At 63.3% G+C, this 24,998-nt stretch carries 16 protein-coding genes and 1 other RNA gene; 12 read left to right on the top strand and 5 right to left on the bottom strand.

Annotation, left to right across the window (positions count from 1 at the left end; translation table 11 throughout):
- Positions 1-42: 42 nt before the first annotated feature.
- The 5 genes from P3T24_RS13895 to ffs all read right to left on the bottom strand — a co-directional run bounded on the left by P3T24_RS13895 (position 43) and on the right by ffs (position 5,359).
- Entirely contained in the window at positions 43-1,266 is a 1,224-nt protein-coding gene (locus P3T24_RS13895) for a CaiB/BaiF CoA transferase family protein (protein WP_074264816.1), read from the bottom strand.
- Between the two features lie 32 nt (positions 1,267-1,298).
- Entirely contained in the window at positions 1,299-1,895 is a 597-nt protein-coding gene (gene recR, locus P3T24_RS13900) for a recombination mediator RecR (protein WP_429407272.1), read from the bottom strand.
- 33 nt (positions 1,896-1,928) lie between these two features.
- On the bottom strand, positions 1,929-2,255 hold the full coding sequence (locus tag P3T24_RS13905) for a YbaB/EbfC family nucleoid-associated protein (protein WP_074264818.1): 327 nt from the start codon (positions 2,253-2,255) through the stop codon (positions 1,929-1,931).
- Positions 2,256-2,315: 60 nt separating this feature from the next.
- Complete coding sequence (locus tag P3T24_RS13910) at positions 2,316-4,958, bottom strand: DNA polymerase III subunit gamma/tau (RefSeq protein WP_429435395.1); 2,643 nt, start codon at positions 4,956-4,958, stop codon at positions 2,316-2,318.
- Between the two features lie 302 nt (positions 4,959-5,260).
- Positions 5,261-5,359: signal recognition particle sRNA small type (ffs, locus tag P3T24_RS13915), an RNA gene on the bottom strand.
- A 369-nt stretch (positions 5,360-5,728) separates the two neighbouring features.
- Here ffs and trxA point away from each other — a divergent pair.
- From trxA to P3T24_RS13975, 12 genes are all read left to right on the top strand, one after another.
- The gene (trxA, locus tag P3T24_RS13920) at positions 5,729-6,055 is read left to right on the top strand and encodes a thioredoxin TrxA (RefSeq protein WP_074264820.1); all 327 of its coding nucleotides are present in this window, start codon (positions 5,729-5,731) and stop codon (positions 6,053-6,055) included.
- 207 nt (positions 6,056-6,262) lie between these two features.
- A complete protein-coding gene (gene rho / locus P3T24_RS13925) occupies positions 6,263-7,531 on the top strand; it encodes a transcription termination factor Rho (protein WP_429435398.1) in 1,269 nt (422 codons plus the stop codon).
- Positions 7,532-7,774: 243 nt separating this feature from the next.
- Positions 7,775-8,287 (top strand): MerR family transcriptional regulator, encoded by a 513-nt coding sequence (locus P3T24_RS13930; RefSeq protein WP_429435401.1) that lies wholly within the window; start codon positions 7,775-7,777, stop codon positions 8,285-8,287.
- Positions 8,284-9,840, top strand: a complete 1,557-nt coding sequence (locus P3T24_RS13935; protein WP_429435404.1) for an MFS transporter — start codon at positions 8,284-8,286, stop codon at positions 9,838-9,840. The genes P3T24_RS13930 and P3T24_RS13935 overlap by 4 nt, the downstream gene beginning before the upstream one ends.
- 3 nt (positions 9,841-9,843) lie before the next feature.
- Entirely contained in the window at positions 9,844-10,680 is an 837-nt protein-coding gene (locus tag P3T24_RS13940) for a zinc-dependent peptidase (RefSeq protein ID WP_074264824.1), read from the top strand.
- Positions 10,681-10,887: 207 nt separating this feature from the next.
- The gene (locus P3T24_RS13945; protein ID WP_074264825.1) at positions 10,888-11,151 is read left to right on the top strand and encodes a type B 50S ribosomal protein L31; all 264 of its coding nucleotides are present in this window, start codon (positions 10,888-10,890) and stop codon (positions 11,149-11,151) included.
- A 367-nt stretch (positions 11,152-11,518) separates the two neighbouring features.
- Positions 11,519-13,291 carry an ArnT family glycosyltransferase gene (locus tag P3T24_RS13950; RefSeq protein ID WP_074264826.1) on the top strand — a complete coding sequence of 591 codons (1,773 nt, stop codon included), beginning with the start codon at positions 11,519-11,521 and terminating at the stop codon, positions 13,289-13,291.
- Positions 13,292-13,293: 2 nt separating this feature from the next.
- Positions 13,294-14,655 carry an MATE family efflux transporter gene (locus P3T24_RS13955; RefSeq protein ID WP_429435407.1) on the top strand — a complete coding sequence of 454 codons (1,362 nt, stop codon included), beginning with the start codon at positions 13,294-13,296 and terminating at the stop codon, positions 14,653-14,655.
- Between the two features lie 178 nt (positions 14,656-14,833).
- On the top strand, positions 14,834-21,055 hold the full coding sequence (locus tag P3T24_RS13960) for an alpha-2-macroglobulin family protein (RefSeq protein ID WP_429435409.1): 6,222 nt from the start codon (positions 14,834-14,836) through the stop codon (positions 21,053-21,055).
- A gap of 137 nt (positions 21,056-21,192) precedes the next feature.
- Positions 21,193-23,604, top strand: a complete 2,412-nt coding sequence (gene pbpC / locus P3T24_RS13965) for a penicillin-binding protein 1C (RefSeq protein WP_429435412.1) — start codon at positions 21,193-21,195, stop codon at positions 23,602-23,604.
- Positions 23,605-23,778: 174 nt separating this feature from the next.
- Complete coding sequence (locus tag P3T24_RS13970; protein WP_429435415.1) at positions 23,779-24,402, top strand: ComEA family DNA-binding protein; 624 nt, start codon at positions 23,779-23,781, stop codon at positions 24,400-24,402.
- Positions 24,403-24,557: 155 nt separating this feature from the next.
- Positions 24,558-24,989: a YidB family protein gene (locus P3T24_RS13975; RefSeq protein ID WP_429407288.1), complete on the top strand. Its 432-nt coding sequence runs from the start codon at positions 24,558-24,560 to the stop codon at positions 24,987-24,989.
- The last annotated feature ends 9 nt before the right edge of the window (positions 24,990-24,998 follow it).

Here is a 24,998-nt window from a genome sequence, read left to right on the forward strand (position 1 = left end):
TTCAAGGTCAACCGATCGCACGCCGTTTTTCTTCACCCAGGCTCACACGACCTGCTGCGCGTGCAGCCGCGCAATATGCTCGGCATCGTAGCCGAGCGAGCGCAAAACCTCATCCGTATGTTCGCCTAGTTCCGGCCCCAGCCAGCGTGTTTCGCCGGGCGTCCCGGAGAGCTTTGGCGTCACCGCGGGCAAGGTGATTTCCTTGCCGTCCTGCCACTTGAAGCGCTGGATCATCTGACGCGCCATGAATTGCGGATCGGTGAACATATCGGCGACGCTATAGATACGGCCCACCGGCACATCCGCGGCGTTCAGCACCTCGAGCGCTTCGTCGATCGTGCGGGTGGCAAGCCACGTGGCAATCGCCTGATCGATCTCCTGAGTGCGTGGCACGCGCCCGTCGTTGTGCGCGAGCGCGGGATCGTTGGCGAGATCTTCGCGTTCGATGGCGAGCATCAGGCGTCTGAAAATCGGATCGCTGTTGCCGCCGATCACGATGCTGCCGTCGCGGCACGGATACGTGTTCGAAGGCACGATGCCCGGCAGCGACGCGCCGGTGCGCTCGCGCACCATGCCGTAGACGCCGTACTCGGGCACCACGCTCTCCATCATGTTGAAGACCGCTTCGTAAAGCGCGACGTCGACCACCTGCCCTTTGCCGCCATTCGCCTGACGATGATGCAGCGCCATCAGCGCGCCGATTACGCCATGCAGCGCCGCGATCGAATCGCCGATCGAGATACCGATGCGCGGCGGCGGCAATTCCGGATAACCGGTGATATGACGCAGGCCGCCCATGGATTCGGCAATCGCGCCGAATCCTGGCCGGTCCCGATACGGTCCGGTCTGTCCATAGCCGGATAGACGCACCATCACGAGGCCAGGGTTTTCGGCCGACAGCACGTCATAGCCGAGCCCGAGCTTCTCGAGCAGCCCAGGGCGGAAATTCTCGACGACGATGTCCGCTTCCTTCGCCAGCCGCCGCACGATCTCCTTGCCCTCCTCGGCCTTCAGATTGATCGTCACGGATTTCTTGTTGCGGGCCTGCACAGCCCACCACAGCGACGTGCCGCCGACTTCCGGATAAAGCTTGCGCCATTTGCGCAGCGGATCGCCGCCCTTCGGATCTTCGATCTTGATCACGTCGGCGCCGAACTCGCCAAGAAAACGCGCCGCGAACGGCCCCGCGATCAGTGTGCCGAGTTCGAGCACTTTCACGCCGGCCAGCGGGCCGGCGGGACGTGTCGCGTCAAGGGTTGCGCTCATGGGTCTCCTGAATAACGCCGGGCCTGGCCGCGCTACAGCGAGCGCCGGTCGAGCATTGCGCGGGCGATCGTGCCGGCGTCGACATATTCGAGCTCGCCACCCACCGGCACGCCGCGCGCGAGGCGCGTAACGGCTAGTCCGCGCGCCTTGAGCGTCTGCCCGAGGTAATGCGCGGTCGCTTCGCCTTCGTTGGTAAAATTGGTCGCGAGCACGACTTCCTTGACGATGCCATCCGATGCGCGCTTAACGAGCCGGTCGAAATGGATCTCCTTCGGTCCGATGCCGTCGAGCGGACTCAGGCGCCCCATCAGCACGAAATACAAACCGCGGTAGGTCATGGTCTGTTCGAGCATGATCTGGTCGGCCGGTGTCTCGACCACGCATAGCAGCGCCGGATCGCGCTCTTCGTCACTGCAAACCTCGCAGATCTGCGCCTCGGTGAAGGTATTGCACTTCTCGCAGTGCTGCAGATGCTCGGTCGCAAACAGCAGCGACTGGCCGAGCTTTTCCGCGCCCTCGCGGTCATGCTGCATCAGGTGATAAGCCATGCGCTGCGCGGATTTCGGCCCGACACCAGGCAGCGCGCGCAGCGCTTCGACGAGCGCCGACAAGGCGGAAGGTTGTTTCATGCGGAACCGGCGGCGTCGAAATGCGGTGTTATATCAGAACGGCAGCTTGAAGCCCGGCGGCAGCGGCAAGCCAGCGGTCATGCCACCCATTTTTTCCTGGGCGGTGGCTTCGGCCTTGCGCACGGCGTCGTTGAAGGCTGCGGCGACGAGGTCTTCCAGCATGTCCTTGTCGTCGGCGAGCAGGCTCGGATCGATCGTGACGCGGCGCACCTCGTTCTTGCACGTCATCGTCACCTTGACGAGACCTGCGCCCGACTGCCCTTCCACCTCGATCTGCGCGAGCTGGTCCTGCATCTTCTTCATGTTTTCCTGCATCTGCTGAGCCTGCTTCATCAGCCCGGCGAGTTGGCCTTTCATCATGGACGTGCTCCTTCTTGATAGCGTGAAATCTGGGGGTATGGCGCTATGATGCGCCGCAAATCAATGCGTTGACGGGGCGTTGCCCGCAGCATCCGGCGCGATAGGCCGGATGGATCCCGGCACGATGCTCGCGCCGAACTCGCGGATCAGCGATTGTACGAACGGGTCGGAGCCGATCTCGCGTTCAGCCTCTTTCTGGCGCTGCGCGCGGGCGGCGGCGTCGAATGCCGCAGCCGTGCGGCGCGCCGGACCGACTTCCACCACAACGTCGAGTTCTTTGCCCAGGCGCTCAGCAAGCGCTGTTTTCAGCTTGGCGACCTGGGAGGCTTCAGCATACTGCGGGACCGGCACACTCAGTTTGAGCGTGCTGCCTTCGAGCGCCATCAGTTCGCTGTTGAAGGCGAGCTGATAGGAAATGCCCTTGAGCGCGAGGCCTACGGCAAGTGCCGGCCAGTCGCCGTTGAAACCGATGAGGTCAAGCGGGATGGCGGGCGGTAACGGGCGTGTGTCGAGCGGCACTGGTGCGGGGGCTACGGCAGCCGCTGGGACACGCACGTCGTCGGGACCTACGTCGAATACCGGCACGTAGCCGTCGTCGGGCGGGCCGAAATAGTCGTCCTCGGCTGAGAGCGGCACGTAGTCGTCGGGCGGCATGTCGTCCCACGGCGCGACGGATGGTGCGCCCTGGGCGCCGCCGTTGCCGTTGCCGTTGCCGTTGCCGTTGCCGTTGCCGTTGCCGTTGCCATTGCCGTTGCTACGCGGAGCCGCCGACGTTGACGTCGCCGACGAGCCACGAGCGGGAGCGGCTTCCTGGGTGTTGCGCGGCGCACCGGGTGTCGGCACGGGTACGTTCACGCGCGGAGCAGCGGGCTTCGCTGGAACAACCGGTGAAGTTTTGGCCGCTGCGACCGCTGTTGCGGCACTCCCGCGACCGCGGTCCGAAGACACTTTCAGGCCTGCGCTGCGTAAAACGTCGAGCGCGGCACTGGCGCCGCCCGCGCGGCGCGGCGCGGCGTCGGCAAGCGGAGCCTCCGTGCGAACGGCGGGTGCAGGAGATGCCGGCAGCGGTACGGTTGAAGTCGCAGTGGACACAGCCGGTTCACTGTGCAACACGGCTGGCTCCGATGCACTTTCACCCCGCACTGGAAGCGCTTCTTGATCTTCGGCAAACGCCTCGGCATCCGCGACGGGAGTTTCTGCCTCTACCGCCGAAGTCGTGGCGGCACTCGCCTCGCGTAGTGCGGCCTCTTGTGTTGGCTCAATGGCTGGTTGCAGGTTGTCTTCGGCCGGACCGGCTGCTTCAGGGACCCCTTGCCGTGCGGCCTGACCAGATTCCCGAGGAGACGCGGATTCGGCTGAGGGCTGCACCAATGCGCTTTCTTGCACGTTAGCCGTTTGAGACTCTGCACCCCGAGCCACGACCGTTTCATGACCGGTGGCGTCAGCACGATCAGCAACGCCCTGAGTTGTCGACGCTGCCGCCGGCGTTACCGCGGCGGCACGCGCCGCTTGCCCTTGCGACGCAGCCACAGCCGGCGAGCCACTGCGCTTCGCGCCCCCCGTACCCGACGCTCCCGCCGGACGGGTCGTGCTCGGACCGCCGCCACCGCCGCCGGTCGGAGCCGGCTCAAAGGCCAGCATCCGCAGCAGCGTCATCGTGAAGCCAGCGTATTCGTCCGGCGCGAGGCCGAGTTCGCTCCGGCCGATCGTGGCAATCTGATAGAACAACTGCACCTGCTCCGCACTCAACGCCTCGGCGAAACGGCGCAAATCCATCGCCTCGGGCCACTCATCAAGCACCGACGACGGCGCAAACTGCGCCCACGCAATCCGGTGCAGCAAGCTGGCCAGATCCTGCAACGCGGTCGAAAACGACAGGCTGCGCAGCGACATTTCATCGGCCACGGCCAACACAGCCGGACCGTCGCCATCAGCGAGCGCGTCGAGCAGACGAATCAGATAACTCTGGTCCAGCGCGCCGAGCATCCCGCGCACCGCTTCGTCGGTCACCTGATTGGCCGAATAGGCGATGGCCTGGTCGGTCAGCGAAAGCGCATCGCGCATCGAGCCGTCCGCTGCGCGCGCCAGCAGGCGCAACGCCTGCACCTCGAACGGCACGTGTTCCTCGCCGAGGATATGCTCCAGATGCGACACGATGTGCCCAGCCGGCATCTGCTTCAGATTGAATTGCAGACAGCGTGACAGGACGGTGACCGGAATCTTTTGCGGATCGGTGGTCGCAAGAATGAACTTGACGTGCGGCGGCGGTTCTTCCAGCGTCTTCAACATGGCGTTGAAGGCGTGATTCGTGAGCATGTGCACTTCGTCGATCATATAGACCTTGAAGCGCGCATCGACCGGCGCATAAACCGCTCGCTCGAGCAGTGCGGCCATTTCGTCGACGCCGCGGTTACTCGCGGCATCCATCTCCACATAATCGACAAAGCGCCCTTCGTCGATCTCCCGGCAGGCGCGACAGACGCCGCACGGCGTCGAGGTCACGCCGGTTTCGCAATTGAGCGCCTTCGCGAAGATGCGCGAGAGCGTCGTCTTGCCGACGCCGCGGGTTCCGGTGAACAGATAGGCATGGTGCAGACGCCCGCCGTCGAGCGCATGCGTGAGCGCGCGCACCACGTGCTCCTGTCCGACGAGCGAAGCGAAATCCTTCGGTCGCCATTTGCGTGCGAGAACTTGATAGGTCATCGGGAAATTGTATCAGTAACGATAGCGCGCAAAGGCGATTCGACCGCGTACGGGCACGCGTCATCGCCTCATTGAAAAGAGCAACCGGACCGATAGAAAAAAATAGTGGGAAGCGAGAGTAGCGAACCGTCGAACGACGAACACACCACGAGTAGCCTGCACGCGAAGAACCGCCCAGAGGCACCGCGAATACAACGCGAGAATCGCTGAAGAAAACCGGACACCGCAGGGATCAGATACGCGCAGACCCGAAACAGGAATTTCAGGCCAATAGCGGGGCAAACTACAGAAAGAAAAAGGAAGGTGACGAGCCCGACCCTCGGCACTGGTGGAAAACGGCTGTGGCTGCTTCGTTCCCGACCTGACCAGGTTGACCGCCCCTCCATGCGAGGAGGCCCGTCACGAAAGATTCTACCATCGGTCGGCCCGCGAGGCGAAGCAAATCCCAACAAAGTTAGCTGCGAGGCCACTTGTGTTCGCCTGCGCCACCACCAGATAGTGTGTGTTACAGAGGTGGCCACGCTACCGGCAGGCCTTAGCCCTACTGGCCGCATGAGTACTATCACCACCGGCAACGCATAGCAATTTAGGCTAAACTGACGTACGAATGTCCCGTAAAGCCGAGCATTCTGCCCATTCCGGAGCACTTCGAGAGAATCGCCCGCGAATGTTCAGCACGGCTCCCTTTGCGGCAACGCGAACAGAAGTTTTCTTAGTTTGATGTATCGTGGCGAGCAATCCAGGCGGGCCTCGATCCGAGAGAGGTATACATGAGCGAACAAATCAAGCATATCAGCGACGCATCGTTCGAACAGGACGTCGTTAAATCCGACAAACCCGTGCTGCTCGATTTCTGGGCTGAATGGTGCGGTCCGTGCAAGATGATTGCGCCGATCCTCGACGAAGTCGCCAAGGACTACGGCGACCGCCTGCAGATCGCCAAGATCAATGTGGACGAACACCAGTCGACGCCGGTGAAGTTCGGCGTGCGCGGCATCCCCACGCTGATCCTCTTCAAGAACGGCGCCGTCGCGGCCCAGAAGGTCGGCGCCCTGTCGAAGTCGCAACTCACCGCGTTCCTCGACGGCAACCTGTAATCTGTTTTAATTGAAACACCGCGGTTCGTGTTGTCGCACGACAACACGAACCGTGAGAAGATACGTTTGTGCCGCGCCGGCTGAAATTGGCGTGTGCTATGCTAGAATCCGCAAAACGTCGAAAAGACGCTTAAGTCCCTGAGCGGTTCCGCTCACTCTCCTCCCAGATTTCATTTCAGGTCGCACCTTCTCCTGCGGGTTCTCCGTATGCATTTATCCGAGCTTAAGACTCTGCACGTGTCCGAATTGATCGAGATGGCCAATGGCCTCGAGATCGAAAGTGCGAACCGCCTGCGCAAGCAGGAATTGATGTTCGCCATTCTTAAAAAGCGCGCCAAAACTGGCGAAACGATTTTCGGCGACGGCACGCTCGAGGTGCTGCCTGACGGCTTCGGCTTCCTGCGCTCGCCGGAAACCTCCTATCTGGCGAGTACGGACGATATTTATATCAGCCCGTCGCAAATCCGCCGCTTCAACCTGCATACCGGCGACACGATCGAAGGTGAAGTCCGCACGCCGAAAGACGGCGAGCGTTATTTCGCGCTGGTGAAGGTCGACAAGGTCAACGGCCAGCCGCCGGAAGCCTCGAAGCACAAGATCATGTTCGAGAACTTGACGCCGCTGCACCCGAACAAGGTCCTGCTGCTCGAGCGTGAGATGCGCGGCGAAGAAAACGTAACCGGCCGCATCATCGACATGATCGCGCCGATCGGCAAGGGCCAGCGCGGTCTGCTGGTGGCATCGCCGAAGTCCGGTAAAACCGTGATGCTTCAGCACATCGCACACGCGATCAAGCAGAACCATCCGGATGTCATCCTGTTCGTGCTGCTGATCGACGAGCGCCCGGAAGAAGTGACCGAAATGCAGCGTTCGGTGGCCGGCGAAGTGATCGCCTCCACATTCGACGAACCGGCTGCGCGTCACGTCCAGGTCGCCGAAATGGTGATCGAAAAGGCCAAGCGCCTCGTCGAAATGAAAAACGACGTGGTGATTCTGCTGGACTCGATCACGCGTCTCGCTCGTGCCTACAACACCGTGGTGCCGGCTTCGGGCAAGGTGCTCACGGGTGGTGTGGACGCCAACGCGCTGCAACGTCCGAAGCGCTTCTTCGGCGCGGCCCGTAACATCGAGGAAGGTGGCTCGCTCACCATCATCGGTACGGCGCTGATCGAGACGGGTAGCCGCATGGACGACGTGATCTACGAAGAATTCAAGGGCACCGGCAACATGGAAGTGCACCTCGAGCGCCGTCTGGCTGAAAAGCGCGTGTACCCTTCGATCAACCTGAACAAGTCCGGTACGCGTCGCGAAGAGCTGCTGATCAAGCCGGAAGTTCTGCAAAAGATCTGGGTGCTGCGCAAGTTCATTCACGACATGGACGAAATCGAGTCGATGGAATTCCTGCTCGACAAGATCCGTCAGACGAAGAGCAATTCCGAGTTCTTCGACATGATGCGTCGAGGCGGCGGCAGCTGATAGCCGGCCTGCACGTCGCCGGCACGTTGTAGTACGTAACGCGTCGCGCCCCCAAAAACCGCCTGTCTTTTCGCAGGCGGTTTTTTTTCGCCCTCGCCCTCACCCTCGTCGAATTTCCCACTTCGGACTCAGATTGCCTGGCGTGGGATGCACTGCCGGGCACGGCAGAGTGCCTCCTCAACCTGTACGTGAACGTGCACGTTACACTATAATAAGCACACTGCCTCCGAACCGCCCTCCCTCATGTCAGAGGACCGCCCCATCCTGCTCACCGTGCGCGACGCCGCCGAGCGACTGAACGTCACGCCGCGTACGCTCAAGTACTACGAGGAACGCGGGCTCGTTTCGCCCACGCGCAGCGAGGGGCGCTACCGCCTCTACGACGAAGATGACCTCGAGCGTTTCGCCCGCATCCTGCGACTGCGTTCGCTAGGTTTTTCCCTGCACGGCATCACCGAGATGCTCAAGCGCCCGCTCGAACCGGATGAAAGCGGCAGCAACCGCTTTTCCACCGACTCGCTGCAAGAGATTCGGGACGCACTCGCGCAACAGATCAATGCGCTCGACGCACGCGTTGAAGCCATGCGCCGTGAATTGAAAGAAGCGCAAACGCTGAAGGGCGAACTCGGCCATGACCTCGACTACGTCGAGCGGCGCCTCGCCGGTGAAAACGCCGATGCACTGCTCAAACAGCGCCGGGAAGCACACGCAAAGCGTTCGCTGAAGAAACCCAAAACGCCGGACGAACCGGCATGAGTACCGTGTCGACCCGCGTGCCGCTGTTCAGCGTCGAAAAACTGCGCGGCGACTTCTTCCCCTGGGTGCTGGCCGTCGTCACCGGGCTCGACTATTTCGACAACGCCATCTTCTCGTTCTTCACGAGCTACATCGCCGGCGGCGTCAATGCGTCGCCCGACGAACTCGTGTGGTCCTCGAGCGCCTATGCCGTGGCCGCCGTGCTCGGCATCCTGCAACAGCAATGGTGGGTTGAGCGCTTCGGCTACCGTCGCTACGTAGCCGGCTGCATGCTGCTGTATTCGGCGGGCGCCGTCGCCGCGGCGCTGTGCGAAACCTCCTTCGAACTTGCCTTCGCGCGCGGCTTCCAGGGCTACTTCATCGGCCCGATGATGGGCACCTGCCGCATCCTGATCCAGATCAGTTTCACGACGCAACAACGCCCGGTTGCCACGCGAGCCTTTCTGCTTTTGATCGTGCTGAGCAGCGCGCTCGCACCGCTTGTCGGCGGCCAACTGGTTGCGCATTTTGACTGGCGCGCGCTATTCGCCTGCACTGCACCGGTGGGCGTTCTGTTCGCCATCCTCGCGTTGCTCGCGCTGCCGGACTCGGGCGATCGCCAGCCGGAAGAGCGCGGCTCCGCGCACTTCTGGCCATATATGATCTTCGCGTTCGCGCAAGGCGCACTGCAAATCGTCATGCAGCAACTGCGCTTCCAGCTGTTCACCAGCTCGCCCGGATTGATCCTGCTGACTATCCTCGGCGTCGGCGCCCTCGTCTGGTTTGCTTATCACCAATGGCACGAGCCAAACCCGCTGGTACGGCTGCATGCTTTGCGCGAGAAGACCTTTCAGGCCGGCATCGTGCTCTACATGTTCTATTACTACCAATCGACCGCTTTCAGCTATCTGATCTCGCGTTTCCTCGAAAGCGGCCTCGGCTATCCCGTGGAGAACACCGGGCGCCTCGTCGGCGTGACCTCGCTGATTTCAGCCAGCGCGTTGTTCGTCTATCTGCGCTACTCGAAGCTGTTGCCGCGCAAGAAGTGGATCATCGTGCCCGGCTTCGCGCTCGCCGCCTTCGCCGCGGCGTGGATGACGCGCATGGAGCCCGGCGTCGGTGAGAGCGCCCTGCTCGTGCCGCTGCTGCTGCGCGGTCTGCTGTTACTGTTTATCGTGCTGCCGGTTGCCAATCTGACGTTTAGAATCTTCGCTATCGAGGAATTCACGCACGGCTACCGGCTCAAAAACATCGTGCGGCAATTGACGATCTCGTTTGCCACGGCGTCGATGATCATCATCGAACAGCACCGTGAAGCGTTGCATCAGGCGCGCCTCGCCGAGTTCGTCAATCCGTTCAATCCGGTGTTCCAGAACACGCTCGCTGTGCTGACCAACGGCTTCGCAGCGAGCGGTCGCTCGCTCGCCGACGCGCACGCACTGGCGATGGGACAGATCGCCCGGACGGTTGCGCAGCAGGCAAGCTTTCTGACTTCGCTTGATGGTTTCTATTACCTGATTGGCGTAGCGGTCTGCGGTGGAATTTTCGCCGCGTGGCAAAAACAGATCGACTGAGCGATGTTATCGAAACTCACTAACTGGTTTGACTCGCGCCGCCGCGAGCGCGCGCTGCGCGATCATGCGATCGACGATCCGCTCTGGCAGGCCACGCTTGCTGGATTGCCTTTCCTCGCCCATCTGGACGCGGATGACCTCGTGCGGCTGCGCGAACTGAGCAGCCTGTTCCTCGCGCAGAAGGAATTCTCCACCGCGCACGGACTTGAACTGACTGACCCAATGACCGCCGCGATCGCTGCCCAGGCGTGCCTGCCAGTATTGAACCTCGGGCTGGACCTGTATCGCGGATGGGTGGGCGTGATCGTCTATCCAGGCGAATTCGTGATCCGCAAGACGGTCGAGGACGAAGACGGCGTCGTGCATGAGGTCGAGCACGACGCCAGCGGCGAAGCCTGGGAAGGCGGCCCGGTAGTCCTCTCCTGGGAGGACGCACAGATGACGGACGGATCGGACGCGTACAACGTCGTCATCCACGAATTCGCCCACAAGATCGACATGCTGACGGGCGAAGCCGACGGCCACCCGCCGCTGTTCCGGCGCTGGCACGCCCCTCTCGATGCCGCCGCCTGGGCCGATGTGTTCGACCACGCCTACGATCACTTCTGCAACCGCGTCGACGCGGTCCCCGAACGCCGCTGGGCGCGCTTCGAGCGGGAATCGCTGATCGACCCGTACGCGGCGGACCATCCATCGGAATTTTTTGCCGTTTGCAGCGAAGCGCTATTTGTCCAGCCCCACGCCTTCGAGGCCGAGTATCCCGAGCTATACCGACTGCTGGCCCGCTATTACCGGCAGGACCCGGCCCGCGTAGGCGCTCTGCAAGCGCAAGCCGGCTAGCAGGGGCGCGGGCACGGGCACGCCACACAGCGAAACCGCCCGCCAGCTGGCGAAAAACCTCCGGAAAAGTCGTCAACCGACTGATTTTCTGGCATAATCGCCGTTTTTCGACCTTAGGCAAGTGGCTCGCGCCAAAATGCTTTCGCGAATCCAGTAGAGATTGGCGACTGCACGCGGGTTGGCTACCGCCAGACTAGAGGATTTACCATGAAAGAAGGCATTCACCCCGATTACCGCGAAGTCCTGTTCGTCGACATGTCGATCGACTTCAAGTTTGTGACCCGCTCGACCATCCAGACGCGCGAAACCGGCGAATTCGAAGGCAAGACCTACCCGCTCGCCAAGATCGAAGTGTCGTCGGAATCGCATCCGTTCTACACGGGTCAGCAAAAGATCATGGACACGGCAGGCCGCGTCGAGAAGTTCAACAAGAAGTTCGGCACGCGCGCTACCGGCAAGGCAGCGAAGTAATACCCGCGTCGTCGCTGGCCATAGGCCGGACGGGTGCTCAGGCACCAGCACAGAAGGGCAGCGTAAGCTGCCCTTTTTTGTCACCGGCGTTGCTAATGTCAATGGCTTTGTCACCCGACGTATGGCAAGCGGGCCGCCACCACGCTGCCACTACGCAACAACCACACGACATCACGCGCGTCCACCCATGGCTCCATCCGGACGTTCACTGCATGGTTACAGCACTTCGCACAACGTTGCGCCCTGTTACTGGTCGTGACGCGCGCGCTGCGCCACGTCTACAATGCCGGATGCTGCGAATCGGCCATGCTGCCGGGCACCCTGCCCCGCGCCGGCCGGCGCCCCTATCCGAGATCAACAAATCCGCATGAGATCAGTCGTTCGCCTCACTGCATCCGCCACGAGCGCCCTGCCGCGCTGGCTGTTGCTGACCCTCAGTATCATCTACGCCGCATTCGGCCTGTTCGGCCGCGATCCGTGGAAGAACGAGGATGCGGCCGGTTTCGGCGTCATGTGGACGATGGCCAAAGGCAACGCCCACGACTGGCTGTTTCCCAACCTGGTCGGCAAATACCTCACCGATAACGGACCGCTCGGCTACTGGCTCGGCGCCAGTTCGATCCGCGCGCTGGCGCCATGGGTCGATGCGAGCAATGCTTCGCGCGTCTTTACCGGCCTGCTGTTTTGCGGCGCCTGCGCGTTCGTCTGGTACGCGGCCTATCTGCTCGGCCGCCGCCCCGAGGTTCAGCCGTTCAAATACGCATTCGGCGGCGAGCCGGAACCGCGTGACTACGGCCGCACGCTCGCCGACGGCGCGCTGCTGATCCTGCTCGCCTGCTTCGGCCTTGCTGAGCGTGGCCACGAAACCACGCCGCAACTGGCGCAGTTCGTCTGCATCGCGATGCTCGTCTACGGCCTCGTCCGGATGATCGACAAGCCGATCCAGGGCGCGCTGGTATGGGGTCTTGCACTCGGTCTCGTCGCGCTGGCGAGCAACCCCGTGCTGGTGGCCGCGTTGCTGGTGGGCACGCTCGCCATGACCATCATCGTGCCCGAGACACGCACGCGCTGGCTCATGCTTGCGGGCTTGCCGGTTGCCCTCGTAGTGTCGCTGTCGTGGCCGGTAGCGGCCCTCTCCGCCTACCCGGACGACGCCGTCTGGTATCTCAATCAATGGGTGAGCACGAGTCTCAACGCCTTCGCCGGCCCGCCCGGCTCCGTGGCCCGCTACGCGCTGAAAAACCTGCCGCTTTTTACCTGGCCCGCCTGGCCGCTGGCGATCTGGTCGTGGTTCAGCTGGTCCGGTCTGCGGCGTGCGCCACACGTCGCCATTCCGGTCTCGGTGATCACGCCGCTGTTGATCCTCGTCGTGCTGCAGAGCCATCAGACCAACCTGCTGTTCATGCTGTTACTGCCCGCCCTCGCAGTGCTCGCGACCTTCGCGCTGCCTACGCTCAATCGCGGCACCATCAATGCGATCGACTGGTTTGCGCTCCTCAGCTTCACGATCCTCGGCAGCACCGTCTGGCTCTTCTGGATTGCGGGTCTCACCGGCTTCCCGGCGCCACTCGCTCGAAATATGGCGCGTTATGCGCCCGGGTTCGTTCCACAGTTCAAGATGATCTCGTTCGTCTGCGCAGTGGCCGTGACGGTATGCTGGTTCGTGCTGGTTCGCTGGCGCCTCGCACGCCATCCGAAAGTGCTGTGGCGCAGCGTGGTGCTCTCGAGCGCTGGCACGACGCTGATGTGGGTGCTGGTGATGACGCTGTGGCTGCCCATCATCAACTACAGCCGGACCTATAAGGACGTGGCCGAGCAGATTGCGAGCCACCTGCCTGACGACTATAGCTGCATCTCGCCGGTGCGCCTCGGCAACGCGCAGATCGCGACGTTTGCCTACTTCGGTCACATGCATTTCGCGTTCGATCAAGACTGCGATGTAATCCTGCGCCAGGACACCCAGGACTATGGCGAGCCCAGTTCGATGTCGAACTTCGTCTGGAAGCTGGTGTGGGAAGGCCGCCGGGTCGCCGACCGCGACGAACGCTTCCGCCTGTATGTGCGTATCGACCGCCCGAAACCGCCCGTCACACACCGCGCCTGGCGCCCGAAGCGTGGCGCCGCGGCCTCCGCGGACTGACGATGTTCGCCGATGTGCGCAAAATCGCTGGGCTTGCGTGGCCTGTGCTGATCGGCCAGTTGGCCATCATCGCCTTCGGCGTCATGGATACGGCGATGGTCGGCCGCTATTCGGCGGTCGATCTCGCGGCGCTCGGCCTTGGCTCGTCGATCTACATCTCGGTCTATATCGGCCTGACCGGCATCCTCACCGCGCTGCAGCCGATTGCGGGCCAACTCTATGGCGCGCGCCAGTACCCTGAGATCGGCGAGCAGGTACGCCAGTCGCTATGGCTCGCCTTCGCGCTGATGATCATCGGCTTCCTGATCCTGTATTTCCCCGGCCCGCTGCTGCATCTCGCGCGGGTGCCGGCCGCGCTGTATGAACGCACGCTCGCCTATCTGCAGATCCTCGCGTTCGGTTTACCGGCTGGTCTCGTGTTTCGCGTCTACGGCTCGCTCGCCAACGCAGTTGGCAAACCGCGGCTCGTGATGATCCTGCAGATTGGCGCCTTGCTGCTGAAGGTTCCGCTCAACCTGTGGTTCATCTTCGGTGGCCTGGGCGTGCCGGCGCTCGGCGGTCCGGGATGCGCGCTCGCCAGTACCGGCATTAACTGGACGCTCGCGATCGTCGGCATGCTGCTGATGAGCAGGATCGATGTGTTCAAGCCTTTTGGGATCTTTTCGCGCTTCTGCTGGCCGGAGTGGCACCGTCAGGTCGCGCAACTCAAGCTCGGCATTCCGATGGGACTCTCGTACCTGATCGAAGTCACCTCGTACACGTTCATGGCGCTGTTTATCGCGCGCTTCGGCACGACGACGCTCGCGGGACATCAGATCGCCGGTAACGTCGGCGCGGTGTTGTACATGACGCCACTGTCGATCGGTATCGCTACCTCCACACTCGTGGCCCAGGCGCTCGGCGCGCATCGGCCAGAAGCGGCGCGCACGCTGTCACGCCACGGCATCTTGATGGCTGTGATGATCGCGTGCAGCTATGGGGCGATCGTTCTGGCGCTGCGGCCGCTCATCATCGAAGGCTATACGCCCAATGCACAGGTCGCGGCGGCCGCCATGCCGCTCGTCTTGATCGTGGTGTTCTATCACGTGTTCGATTCGCTGCAGGTGACCACCGCCTTCGTACTGCGCGCCTACAAGGTGGCGGTCATCCCGACTGTGATCTATGCGGTCGCGCTGTGGGGCGTCGGGCTGGGCGGCGGGTATCTGCTCGGCTTCGACATTGGCGGCTCAATACCTGTCTGGCTCACGGGCGCACGCGGGTTCTGGTTCGCCAACATGGCGAGCCTGGGTATCGCCGGGTCCGGTCTTTTGATTTACCTGCGCACGGTAAGCCGGCGGCATCTTCGTACCGGCGTCGAGGCATAGCCGGATAACGCCGCGTAGATGGTCCACGTGCACCGCTTCCCAAGGTGCATCAAGCTCTCCGAATCACCTTCCACCTCCACGATCCTCATCGGAAACTTCTGACACTTAACAAGGTTGGGGATACTGATAATCGTCCGGTAGAATCGCCAGCATTCTGTAAGCGACAGGAGCATGGTCGATGCGAAGCGGCACCCTCAGACGGAAGTGGATGTGGGCAACGGTAGCAGCGCTCGGCCTGCTAAGCGCATCCACATGGCGAGCCGATGCAGCGCGCATCACCAGCGTCTCACCGCAAGGCAAGGTGACGCAGGTCAGACAGATCGTCGTCAAGTTCGACGAAGCAATGATCGCGTTCGGTTCGGCCACGGCCCCCGCTCCCGCGCAGGTGCATTGTAACGACGCCGCCGCGAGCAACGGCCAGGCCCGCTGGATCGACGAAAAAACCTGGGCATGGGACTTCGCCGCCGACCTGCCACCGGGTGTGAGCTGCAAGGTCGATCTCAACGACGGACTGAAGTCCGTTGCCGGCCACGCCATCACCGGCCCGCATCGCTACGCGTTTGAAACCGGCGGTCCATTCGTGCAGGACATGCGTCCGGACTCCGGCGAGATCGAAGAAGATCAGGCGTTCGTCCTGACGCTCAACGGGCCGGCTACGGCTGCGTCGGTGCACGACCACGTGTGGTGCGAATCGAGCGGCCTCGGTAACCGTATCCCCGTCAAGAACCTCGACGACGCGGCACGTGCCGCTCTGCTCAAACACTTTCACCTGAAGAAAGATGCGGCACGCATCTTGACGCTTCAGTGTCAGCAGACGCTGCCCTCCTCCGCCAAGATGCAACTGGTGTATGGAGCCGGCGTGGCGAGCCCGAGCGGGATCGCCAATGACGTCGAGCGTCGTTTCGACTACACCGTACGCGACCCGTTCGCCGCCAGCTTTTCGTGTGAGCGTGAAAACGCCAAGGCGCCGTGTACACCGCTGCGTCCGGTGGAAGTGCGCTTCAACGCGCCGATCAGCCGCGCCGACGCCGAAAAGCTCACGCTCAAGGGACCCGGCGGTACGATCTCGCCGACCTTCAAACCTGACGACAAGGATTCCGAAACGACGACTGTCGACTTTGCGGCGCCGCTACCCGAGCACGCAGAACTCACGATCGACGTCCCGGCAAACCTGAAAGACGTCAGCGGCCGCGTGCTCACCAACGCGGACATGTTCCCGCTCAAGACCACCACGGCGCCGATGCCGCCGCTCGCCAAGTTCTCGTCGGGGACCTTCGGCATCATCGAACGCTTCGCTGAACCGGACATGCCCGCGCTCGTGCCCGTGACGCTGCGCAACGTCGAAGCGGATCTGCACGTGGCAGGTCTCAATGCCGGCAACGCGCAATTCACCAAACTGCGCGTCGACGCGGACACCGATATCCGACACTGGATGCGCCTTGTCGACCAGTTCGACGGCTACTCGATGAACCGTTCGAACATCGACTCGCTGATGCCCGGACTGCTGCAGCACGTGAAGAACCCGGTGTACGTGCCGCGCTCGCCGGATGAGTCCAGCGACGACGACAAGAAAGACCCCCAGATCGACATCCGTTCGCTGTCGCTGCTCGCGGGACAGCGCGGCGTGGAGACGCTCGCGCTGCCCAAGGAAGACCCGAAGGCGCTGAGGCCATTCGAAGTCGTCGGCGTGCCGGTGACGGAGCCAGGCTTCTACGTGATCGAACTGGCCTCGCCTGCGCTCGGCGCTTCGCTGTTGAGCAGAAAAGCGCCGATGTACGTGCGCACTGCCGTGCTCGTCACCAACCTCGGCGTGCACTTCAAGCAGGGGCGTGAGAACAGCGTGGTGTGGGTGACCTCGCTCGACAAGGGTCAACCGGTGCCGAATGCCACCATCCAGGTGAGCGACTGCAACGGCGCCCCGCTCGCCGATGGCAAGACCGACGCGCACGGCGTGCTGACCATCGACAAACCGCTTGCTGCGCTCAAGGAATGCGGCGAAAAGAGCTTCGAAGGCTTCTTCGTCTCGGCGCGCGTCGACGACCCGAAGACCGGCCCCGATATGGCGTTCGTGCGCTCGGACTGGAATCGCGGCATCGAGTCCTGGCGCTTCAACGTGCCGACCGACACCAGCATCGAGCAGACCGTCCGTGCGCATACGGTCTTCGATCGGACGCTGTTGCGCGCTGGTGAGACAGTGTCGATGAAGCATCTGATCCGCGTCGAGACGTTGCATGGTTTCGCTTATCCGCAGAAGTATCCGACGCGGGTGACGATTCGCCATCTCGGCAGCGGCCAGACCTATCATCTGCCGCTCAAATGGGCGGCCGACCACAGCGCGGATTCGACCTTCACGATCCCGGTGGCAGCGAAACTGGGCGAATACAGTGTCACGCTCGACGACGGCGATCCGAACGCGAAGGCTTCCACTGGAGCCGCGAGCGGTAACAGCGGTAGCGGAAGCAATGACGCAAGTGACGATAGCGACGCCGGCGATAACGCAGACAATAGCGACGACAGCGGCGCCGCACCGCAGATGAGCTACGAGTCCGGCAGCTTCCGTGTCGAGGAATTCCGCTTGCCGGTATTCAAAGGCACGGTTGCCGTGCGTGACGAAAAAACGCATCCGCTGGTTGCCGCGAAACAGGCCCCGCTTGCCGTGCAGATCGACTACGTTTCGGGTGGCGCTGCATCGAATCTGCCGGTGCAGGTGTCAGCCTTGCTCAAGAACACGACACCCGACTTCACTGACAATTTCCCTGACTTCAGCTTCACGCCCTACACACCGCAAACCGGCGACGACACCTCGGACGCCAACGACGAAAACAGTGACACACAGCAACCCGCCGACGACGGCGCCAAGCTGATCGCCGACAAGGAAGCGCTCACGCTCGATCGCAACGGCTCCGGTGGCCTGACGCTGAAGAATCTGCCGCACGTCGACGCGCCCAAACGCCTCGCACTCGAAGCGACGTTTGCCGATCCGAACGGCGAAGTGCAGACGCTTTCCGGCGGCGCGACACTGTGGCCCGCCGCAGTGGTTGCCGGCATCAAGTCAGGGCAATGGGTTTCGGTTGGCAACACCGTACCGGTCAAGGCGCTTGCCGTTGACCTGCAAGGCAAGCCGCGCGCCGGCGTGGCGCTCGACGTGCACGGCTACGCGCGCATCACGACCACGTCGAGAAAGCGCATGGTCGGCGGCTTCTACGCCTACGACAACCATACCGAGGCGAAGGATCTCGGTTCGCTATGCAGCGGCAAGAGCGACGACCACGGCCTGCTGACCTGCGACGCGAAACTGCGCGATGCAGGCAACATCGACCTCGTCGTCACGGCCAAAGACGGCGACGGCAACGTATCGACGGCAAGCAGTTCGGTGTGGGTCACGCGCGAAGACGAGTTGTGGTTCGGCGGCGAGAACACCGATCGCATCGACGTGCTGCCTGAGAAGAACTCCTATGAACCGGGCGACACCGCGCGCTTCCAGGTGCGCATGCCGTTCCGCTTCGCTACCGCGCTGGTCGCGGTGGAACGCGAAGGCATCCTCGAGACGCATGTGGTTCAACTGGACGGCAAGGATCCGACCGTCGAGCTCAAGGTGAACGACGCGTGGGGGCCGAACGTCTATGTGTCGGTGCTCGCATTGCGTGGACGGATTCACGAAGTACCGTGGTATTCGTTCTTCACGTGGGGCTGGAAGGCGCCGCTCGAATGGGCGCGCGCGTTCTGGTACGAGGGACGTCAATACGAAGCGCCGACGCCACTCGTCGATCTGTCCAAGCCGGCCTTCCGCTACGGTATGGCCGAAATCAAGGTGGGCACGGCGGCGCACAAGCTCGCCGTGACGGTTACCCCGGATGCGAAATCCTACACCGTGCGTGGCAAGGCGCATATCAAGCTGCATGTGCAAATGCCGGGCGGCAAGCCTGCGCCCGCGGGAACGCAAATCGCCGTGGCCGCTGTCGACGAAGCCCTGCTCGAACTGATGCCAAACCAGAGCTGGGACGTGCTCGATGCAATGCTTGAGCGGCGCGCCTACGGCGTGGAGACGTCGACCGCGCAGATGGAAATCGTCGGGCGCCGTCACTTCGGGCGTAAGGCGGTGCCAGCGGGCGGCGGTGGTGGCCATAGCTCGACCCGCGAACTGTTCGATACGCTGCTGCTGTGGAACCCGCGCGTCACGCTCGACGCGAACGGCGATGCGTCGCTCGATGTGCCGCTCAACGATTCGCTGACGAGCTTCCGGATCGTCGCGATCGCGGCGGTCGGTCCGGGCACGTTCGGCACCGGCAGCACATCGATTCGCAGCACTCAGGATCTGCAACTGATCTCGGGTCTGCCACCGCTCGTACGCGAAGGCGATCAGTTCCGCGCGCAGTTCACCGTTCGCAATACGACGGCCCGCGCGATGAAAGTGGTCGTCACGCCGAACGTGCCGGGCCTGACGCTCGCCGCGCAAACGGTGGATCTCGCCGCGGATTCGGCGCAAGAGATCGCATGGACAGTCACGACGCCCTATGGCCTCGCCGATACCCCGTCCGGCGCGCTCACGTGGAACGTGGCGGCGGCCGAGCAAGGCGGCCCGCATGCCAGCGATGCGCTGAAGATCGCGCAGCATGTCACCGCGCCCGTGCCTGTGACAGTCCAGCAGGCGACGCTTGCGCAAGTCGACGGCACGTTGTCGTTACCGGTGGCCGCGCCGCCCGATGCGAGCACGACCCAGGCCGGCGCAATTCGCGGCGGCATCGAAGTATCGCTGCAGTCGAAGCTCTCCGATGGCCTGCCCGGCGTGCGGCGCTTTTTCGAGCGCTATCCGTACAACTGCCTCGAGCAGCAGACTTCGCGCGCCATCGGTCTGCGTGATCCGGCTCAATGGCAGGCAGTGATCGCGAAAATGCCGGTCTATCTCGACCGCGACGGCCTCGCCAACTACTTCCCGCCGAGCGACGACAGCGGCAACCACGGCAGTACGACGCTGTCTGCGTATCTGCTCGCCGTCAGCGACGAAACGGCGAAGCTCGATCCGCGCTTCACACTGCCCGACGATCTGCGCAGCAAACTCGAAGCGGGCCTCGTGAGTTTTGTGGAAGGCAAGATCCAGCGCGATATCTGGGCGCCGCGCAAGGATCTCGACCTACGCAAGCTCGAAGCACTCGAAGCTCTGTCGCGGTTCGGGATGGCACAGCCGGGCATGCTCGAGTCGATCGAGATTGCGCCGAACCAGTGGCCGACCTCGGCGGTGCTCGATTACTACGCGATCCTGTCGCGTGTCCCGGGCATTCCTCAACGCGACGACAAGCTCGCGCAACTCGAACAGATCCTGCGCGCACGACTGACGTATCAAGGCACACGCCTCACGTTCTCGACCGAGGCGAACGACGACCTGTGGTGGCTCATGACCAGCACCGAAGACAACGCGGCCCGCACCGCGCTGACGTTTGTCGATTCGCCTGCGTGGAAAGACGAGATGCCGCGCCTCGTCGCCGGTTTGCTCGCGCTGCAACGCAACGGTGCGTGGGAGACGACGACGTCCAACGTGTGGGGGTCACTCGCGGTCGAACGGTTCTCGCAGGTGTTCGAGAGCACACCGGTGACTGGACAGACGCGGGTGCAACTCGGCGCGCTCGACAAGTCGGTTTCGTGGAGTGCGGGTGCGGTCGCGAGCGCGCTCCCGGCCACGGCAGTCACACCAGCGAGTGCGACAAATGCCGTGACGTCAGCAGGATCGACTACGTCCGCGACATCTGCGACGCCCGCTATACACGCCACACCTATCACGCAAACGAAGGACACCCACAGCCAGCTTCTGCCATGGCCGCCCGCGAACCAGGGCACAGCATCGCCCTTGACGCTGACGCACGACGGCACCGGCAAACCGTGGGCGACTATCGAAAGCCTCGCCGCAGTGCTGCTAAAAGCTCCCTTCGCGGCCGGCTATCGCATCACAAAGACGATCACACCGATCGACCCTGCGGTCAAAGGCGTCTACACACGAGGCGACGTGGTGCGCGTGCATCTCGACATCGACGCGCAGACCGACATGACCTGGGTGGTCGTCAACGATCCGGTGCCGGCTGGCGCAACGATCCTCGGCTCGGGCCTCGGACGCGATTCGGAGGCAGCAACCCAGGGAGAAAACAGCGCAGCCAACGCCGATCAACAGACGTGGCCCGCGTTTATCGAACGTGGCTTCGACGGTTACCGGGCGTACTACGATTACTTGCCGAAGGGCAAACTCTCAGTGGAGTACACGGTGCGGCTCAACAACGTCGGCACGTTCGGTCTGCCGCCGACGCGGGTCGAAGCGCTGTACGCACCGTCGACGTTCGGTGCGTTGCCGAATGCGCCGTTCGTGGTGGTGCCCGCAGCCGGCACCGGCACCGCCGCTGCGGCGTCCAGGTGAGGTACGCTGAGATCGCGGCGTGAACCGAAGCAATGAGCTACTGCCACTACACACTGTCCAGCACCCGCCGCCACGCGCAAAGCGTGCGCCGGCGGCGGCATGGCATACGCGATGTAGTTGGCGCGGCAGGCGCAACGATGCGTACACTCGCCGCGTGGTGCACCCACGCTCGCAATCGCGTTTCACGTGCGTCGCTGCCGCTCGCCCGCATCACGCTTTGCATCAGTCTGTCCACCGCCTCGCTCACAGCCTTCGCCCTCCCTTCGTTCAACGAAGTCCACACCCGCTGGCACAGCTCGGACTGGGTGCTGCTCGCGCGCGACGGCCAGCCGCTGGAGCGCACGCGCATCGACAACACGGAACGCCGCGGCGACTGGGTCGCGCTCGCCGATGTCTCGCCCGCGCTGCGCGAGGCGATCGTCGTCTCCGAAGACAAACGCTTCTACGAGCACAGCGGCGTCGACTGGCGCGGCGCGGCTGGCGCAGCTTGGGCTAACCTGTGGAACACCCGCACGCGCGGCGCCTCGACCGTGACGATGCAATTGACCGGCCTGCTCGACGACGACCCACAACGTTCAGGACAACGTTCCATCACCCAGAAAGCCGGGCAAGCCGTCAACGCGCTATGGCTCGAGCGCACCTGGCGCAAGGACCAGATCCTCGAGGCCTATCTGAATCTGGTGCCGTTTCGTGGCGAGACGATTGGCTTGTCGGCCATTTCGATGACGCTATTCGGCAAGGCGCCCTCCGGGCTCAACGAGCGCGAAGCGGCCGTGGCCGCCGCGCTGATCCGCGCGCCGAATGCCCCCTACGCGAAGGTCAGCGAACGCGCCTGCCGGATCCTGCGCGACATGCAAGCGGCCAGCCAATGCGCGAATCTCGGCAGTTTTGTGCAACTGGCATTTGCACGCCCTGCTCCCGCGACCCTCTCCATCACGCCCGATAGCGATACGCTTGCACCGCACTTTGCGCGCCGCGTAGCAGCCGAGGCGCATCCGGTCGCTGGCACGCGCGTCACGTCCACGCTCGACGCGAACCTGCAACGCTTTGCCCGCGACACGCTGACGCGAACGCTGATCGAACTGAACGCCCGCGCGCATCCGCGCAACGTGCAGGACGGCGCCGTGGTCGTGCTCGACAACGCCACGGGCGAGGTGCTGGCGTGGGTCGGCTCGTCGGGTGCACTGTCCGGCGCTCGCGACGTGGATGCCGTGCTCGCGCTGCGCCAGGCCGGTTCGACGCTCAAGCCGTTCCTGTATGCGCAGGCCATCGACGAACGGCGGCTCACCACGGCCTCCCTGCTCGATGACGCACCGCTCGATCTCGCCGCCGGCGGCGGCCTGTATATCCCGCAGAATTACGACAAGGATTTCAAGGGTTGGGTCAGCGTGCGCACGGCCCTTGGCTCCTCGCTAAACGTGCCGGCCGTGCGCACGCTGGTGATGGTGACGCCGCATCGTTTTGCGAAGACGCTTACTGCGCTCGGTCTGCCGCTCACGCAAAGCGGCGACTACTACGGTTACAGCCTCGCTCTCGGCAGCGCCGACGTCACCCTGCTGGCGCTGACCAACGCCTACCGGGCGTTGGCGAACGGCGGCGTTGCCGGGCCTACGGCCGATCTCCCGCACCGTCCGTCCACGCCACGCGATGGCGGAATAGAGCCCACACAGCGCGTATTTAGCGCCGACGCGAGTTTTATCGTCACTACCGTGCTGTCGGATAACAACGCACGCACCCGCACTTTCGGTTTCGACAGCCCGCTCGCCACGCGCTTTTTCTCTGCCGTGAAAACCGGCACCAGCAAAGATATGCGCGATAACTGGACGGTAGGCTTTACCTCACGCTATACGGTGGGCGTGTGGGTCGGCAATGCAGACGGCACACCGATGTGGGATGTCTCCGGTGTGACGGGCGCGGCGCCCGTGTGGGCCGCGATTGTCGGCTATCTGCACCGGCGTTTGCCGAGCACGCCGCCTGCCCTGCCAGCAGGCGTGATCGAGACGCACGTCACGTTTGAAAACAACGTAGAACCTGCGCGCGACGACTGGTTTGTCCGCGGCACCGAAACCCCGACGGTCGGACTCGCCGCCGACGCGAATGCAGCCGCACTACGCGTGTCGACGCGCGGTGCAGTGCGGATCGGCTCGCCCGCCGACGACACGATCTTCGCGCTCGACCCCGACATTCCTGCGGCGCGCCAGCGGATCGCCTTCGAGCGTGCCAGCGGCGCCGCGACGCTCAGCACCTGGCGGCTCGACGGCAAGACGCTCGGACACGCCCCGCGTGTGCCGTGGCTGCCCTGGCCTGGGCGTCATCTGCTGGAACTGCTCAATGTCGACGGCAGCGTCGCCGATTCGGTGCGCTTCGAAGTGCGCGGAGCTGTGGTTCGCGGGGCGGTCCCGGGCGAAAGCACAGGCACACGCGCCAGCAAACACACGGGCAATGCCACTGGCACTGGAACGGGAAACGGCGCCAACGCCGCCCAACGCGCCGACACCGCCACGGCCGCCGCTCACACATCGATACCATCACATCCGCCTACGCAATAGGCGAATAGTTTAAATATTGTCCGAGTGATTTACTTGTCACGAATCGATCGGTATAAATCGTCGGCTTTTAGTAAAAAGGGTGCACGGTTTATCCTATGCTTAAGCGCAGCGCCTGCTGACTGAATGCGCCGTCCGTTCCCGGCTAACTTTTTTGCCCTCAATGGAGTGCCTGCCATGCTGAAGAAGCTGCTCATGCTGTGCGTCGTCCTGGCCCTGTCGCTGTCAGCCGGTTTCGCCGCCGCCGCGGTCGAAGTCAATTCCGCCGATCAGGCCACGCTTGAAACGGTAAAGGGCATCGGTCCCGTCCATGCAAAAGCGATCATCGACGAACGCACCAAGAACGGCCCGTTCAAGGATGCGGACGATCTCGCCTCTCGCGTCAAAGGTCTTGGCACCAAGTCGGTGACCAACCTCGAAACAGCTGGCCTGACGATTAACGGCTCCGCGACGCCGCCGACCGGCGCGAAGGCCTCCGCAAAAGCGGGCAGCGCGAACACCGCGAACACGAACACGAGCACACCGGCAACAAAGGCGCCACCCGCAACCGCCCCGGCCACCACGGCCGCTACGACCACAGCAGCACCCGCCGCCGCAACAGCGAACGCCCCCGCAGCAGCATCCGGCGGCAAGGCATCGAAGAAGAAAAAGAGCAAGACCGCAGCATCTGACGCAGCCGCCGCCTCCGCTCCCGCCGCAGCCGCTGCAAGCGCGCCGGCAGACGCATCGGGCAGCAAAGCGTCGAAGAAGAAGGCCAAGAAGAGCAAGGCCGCATCGGCCGCCGCAGCATCGGGCACGTGATCGTCGCCAGATGGTCAGGCGTACTGTGCAATGCGCCTGAACACTTCTAGCCTCGTCACGAAAGCCCGTCTCATCTACACCTGGTGCCGCGCAACCGCGCGGCGTTTTCACCCGTCGGCGTCTCGAAAGAACGCCGGCATTCAAGAGAGACCGTCATGAGCCTACTCGATACCCTCGGTTCCGTGTTCGGCCAGTCGCCGCAAGGCGGCGGCAGCCAGCAAGCCCTGATCAGCACCGCGCTTGAATTCGTCAACAACCAGCCGGGCGGCCTGAACGGCCTGATCCAGCAGTTCAAGGACAAAGGTGCCGGCGACATCATTAGCTCGTGGATCAGCAACGGCGAAAATCAGCCGATCTCGGCAGACGCGCTGCATAGCGTCCTCGGCTCGGATACCGTCACCAACCTTGCAGCCAAGGCCGGCGTGCAACCCGACCAGATCGCGGGACTGCTGTCGCAGGTTCTGCCGCACGTCGTCAATGCAGCGACGCCCACCGGTGAAGTTCCCGCGGAAGGCCAACTGAACGCAACCAGCGTGCTCGGCGCACTCGGCGGTCTGGAGTCGCTGTTCGGCAAGGGCAACGCGTAACGTCTAACG

Origin of the sequence: Paraburkholderia sp. GAS33 (genome assembly GCF_050436645.1) — a bacterium.
GTDB lineage: Bacteria > Pseudomonadota > Gammaproteobacteria > Burkholderiales > Burkholderiaceae > Paraburkholderia > Paraburkholderia phenazinium_B.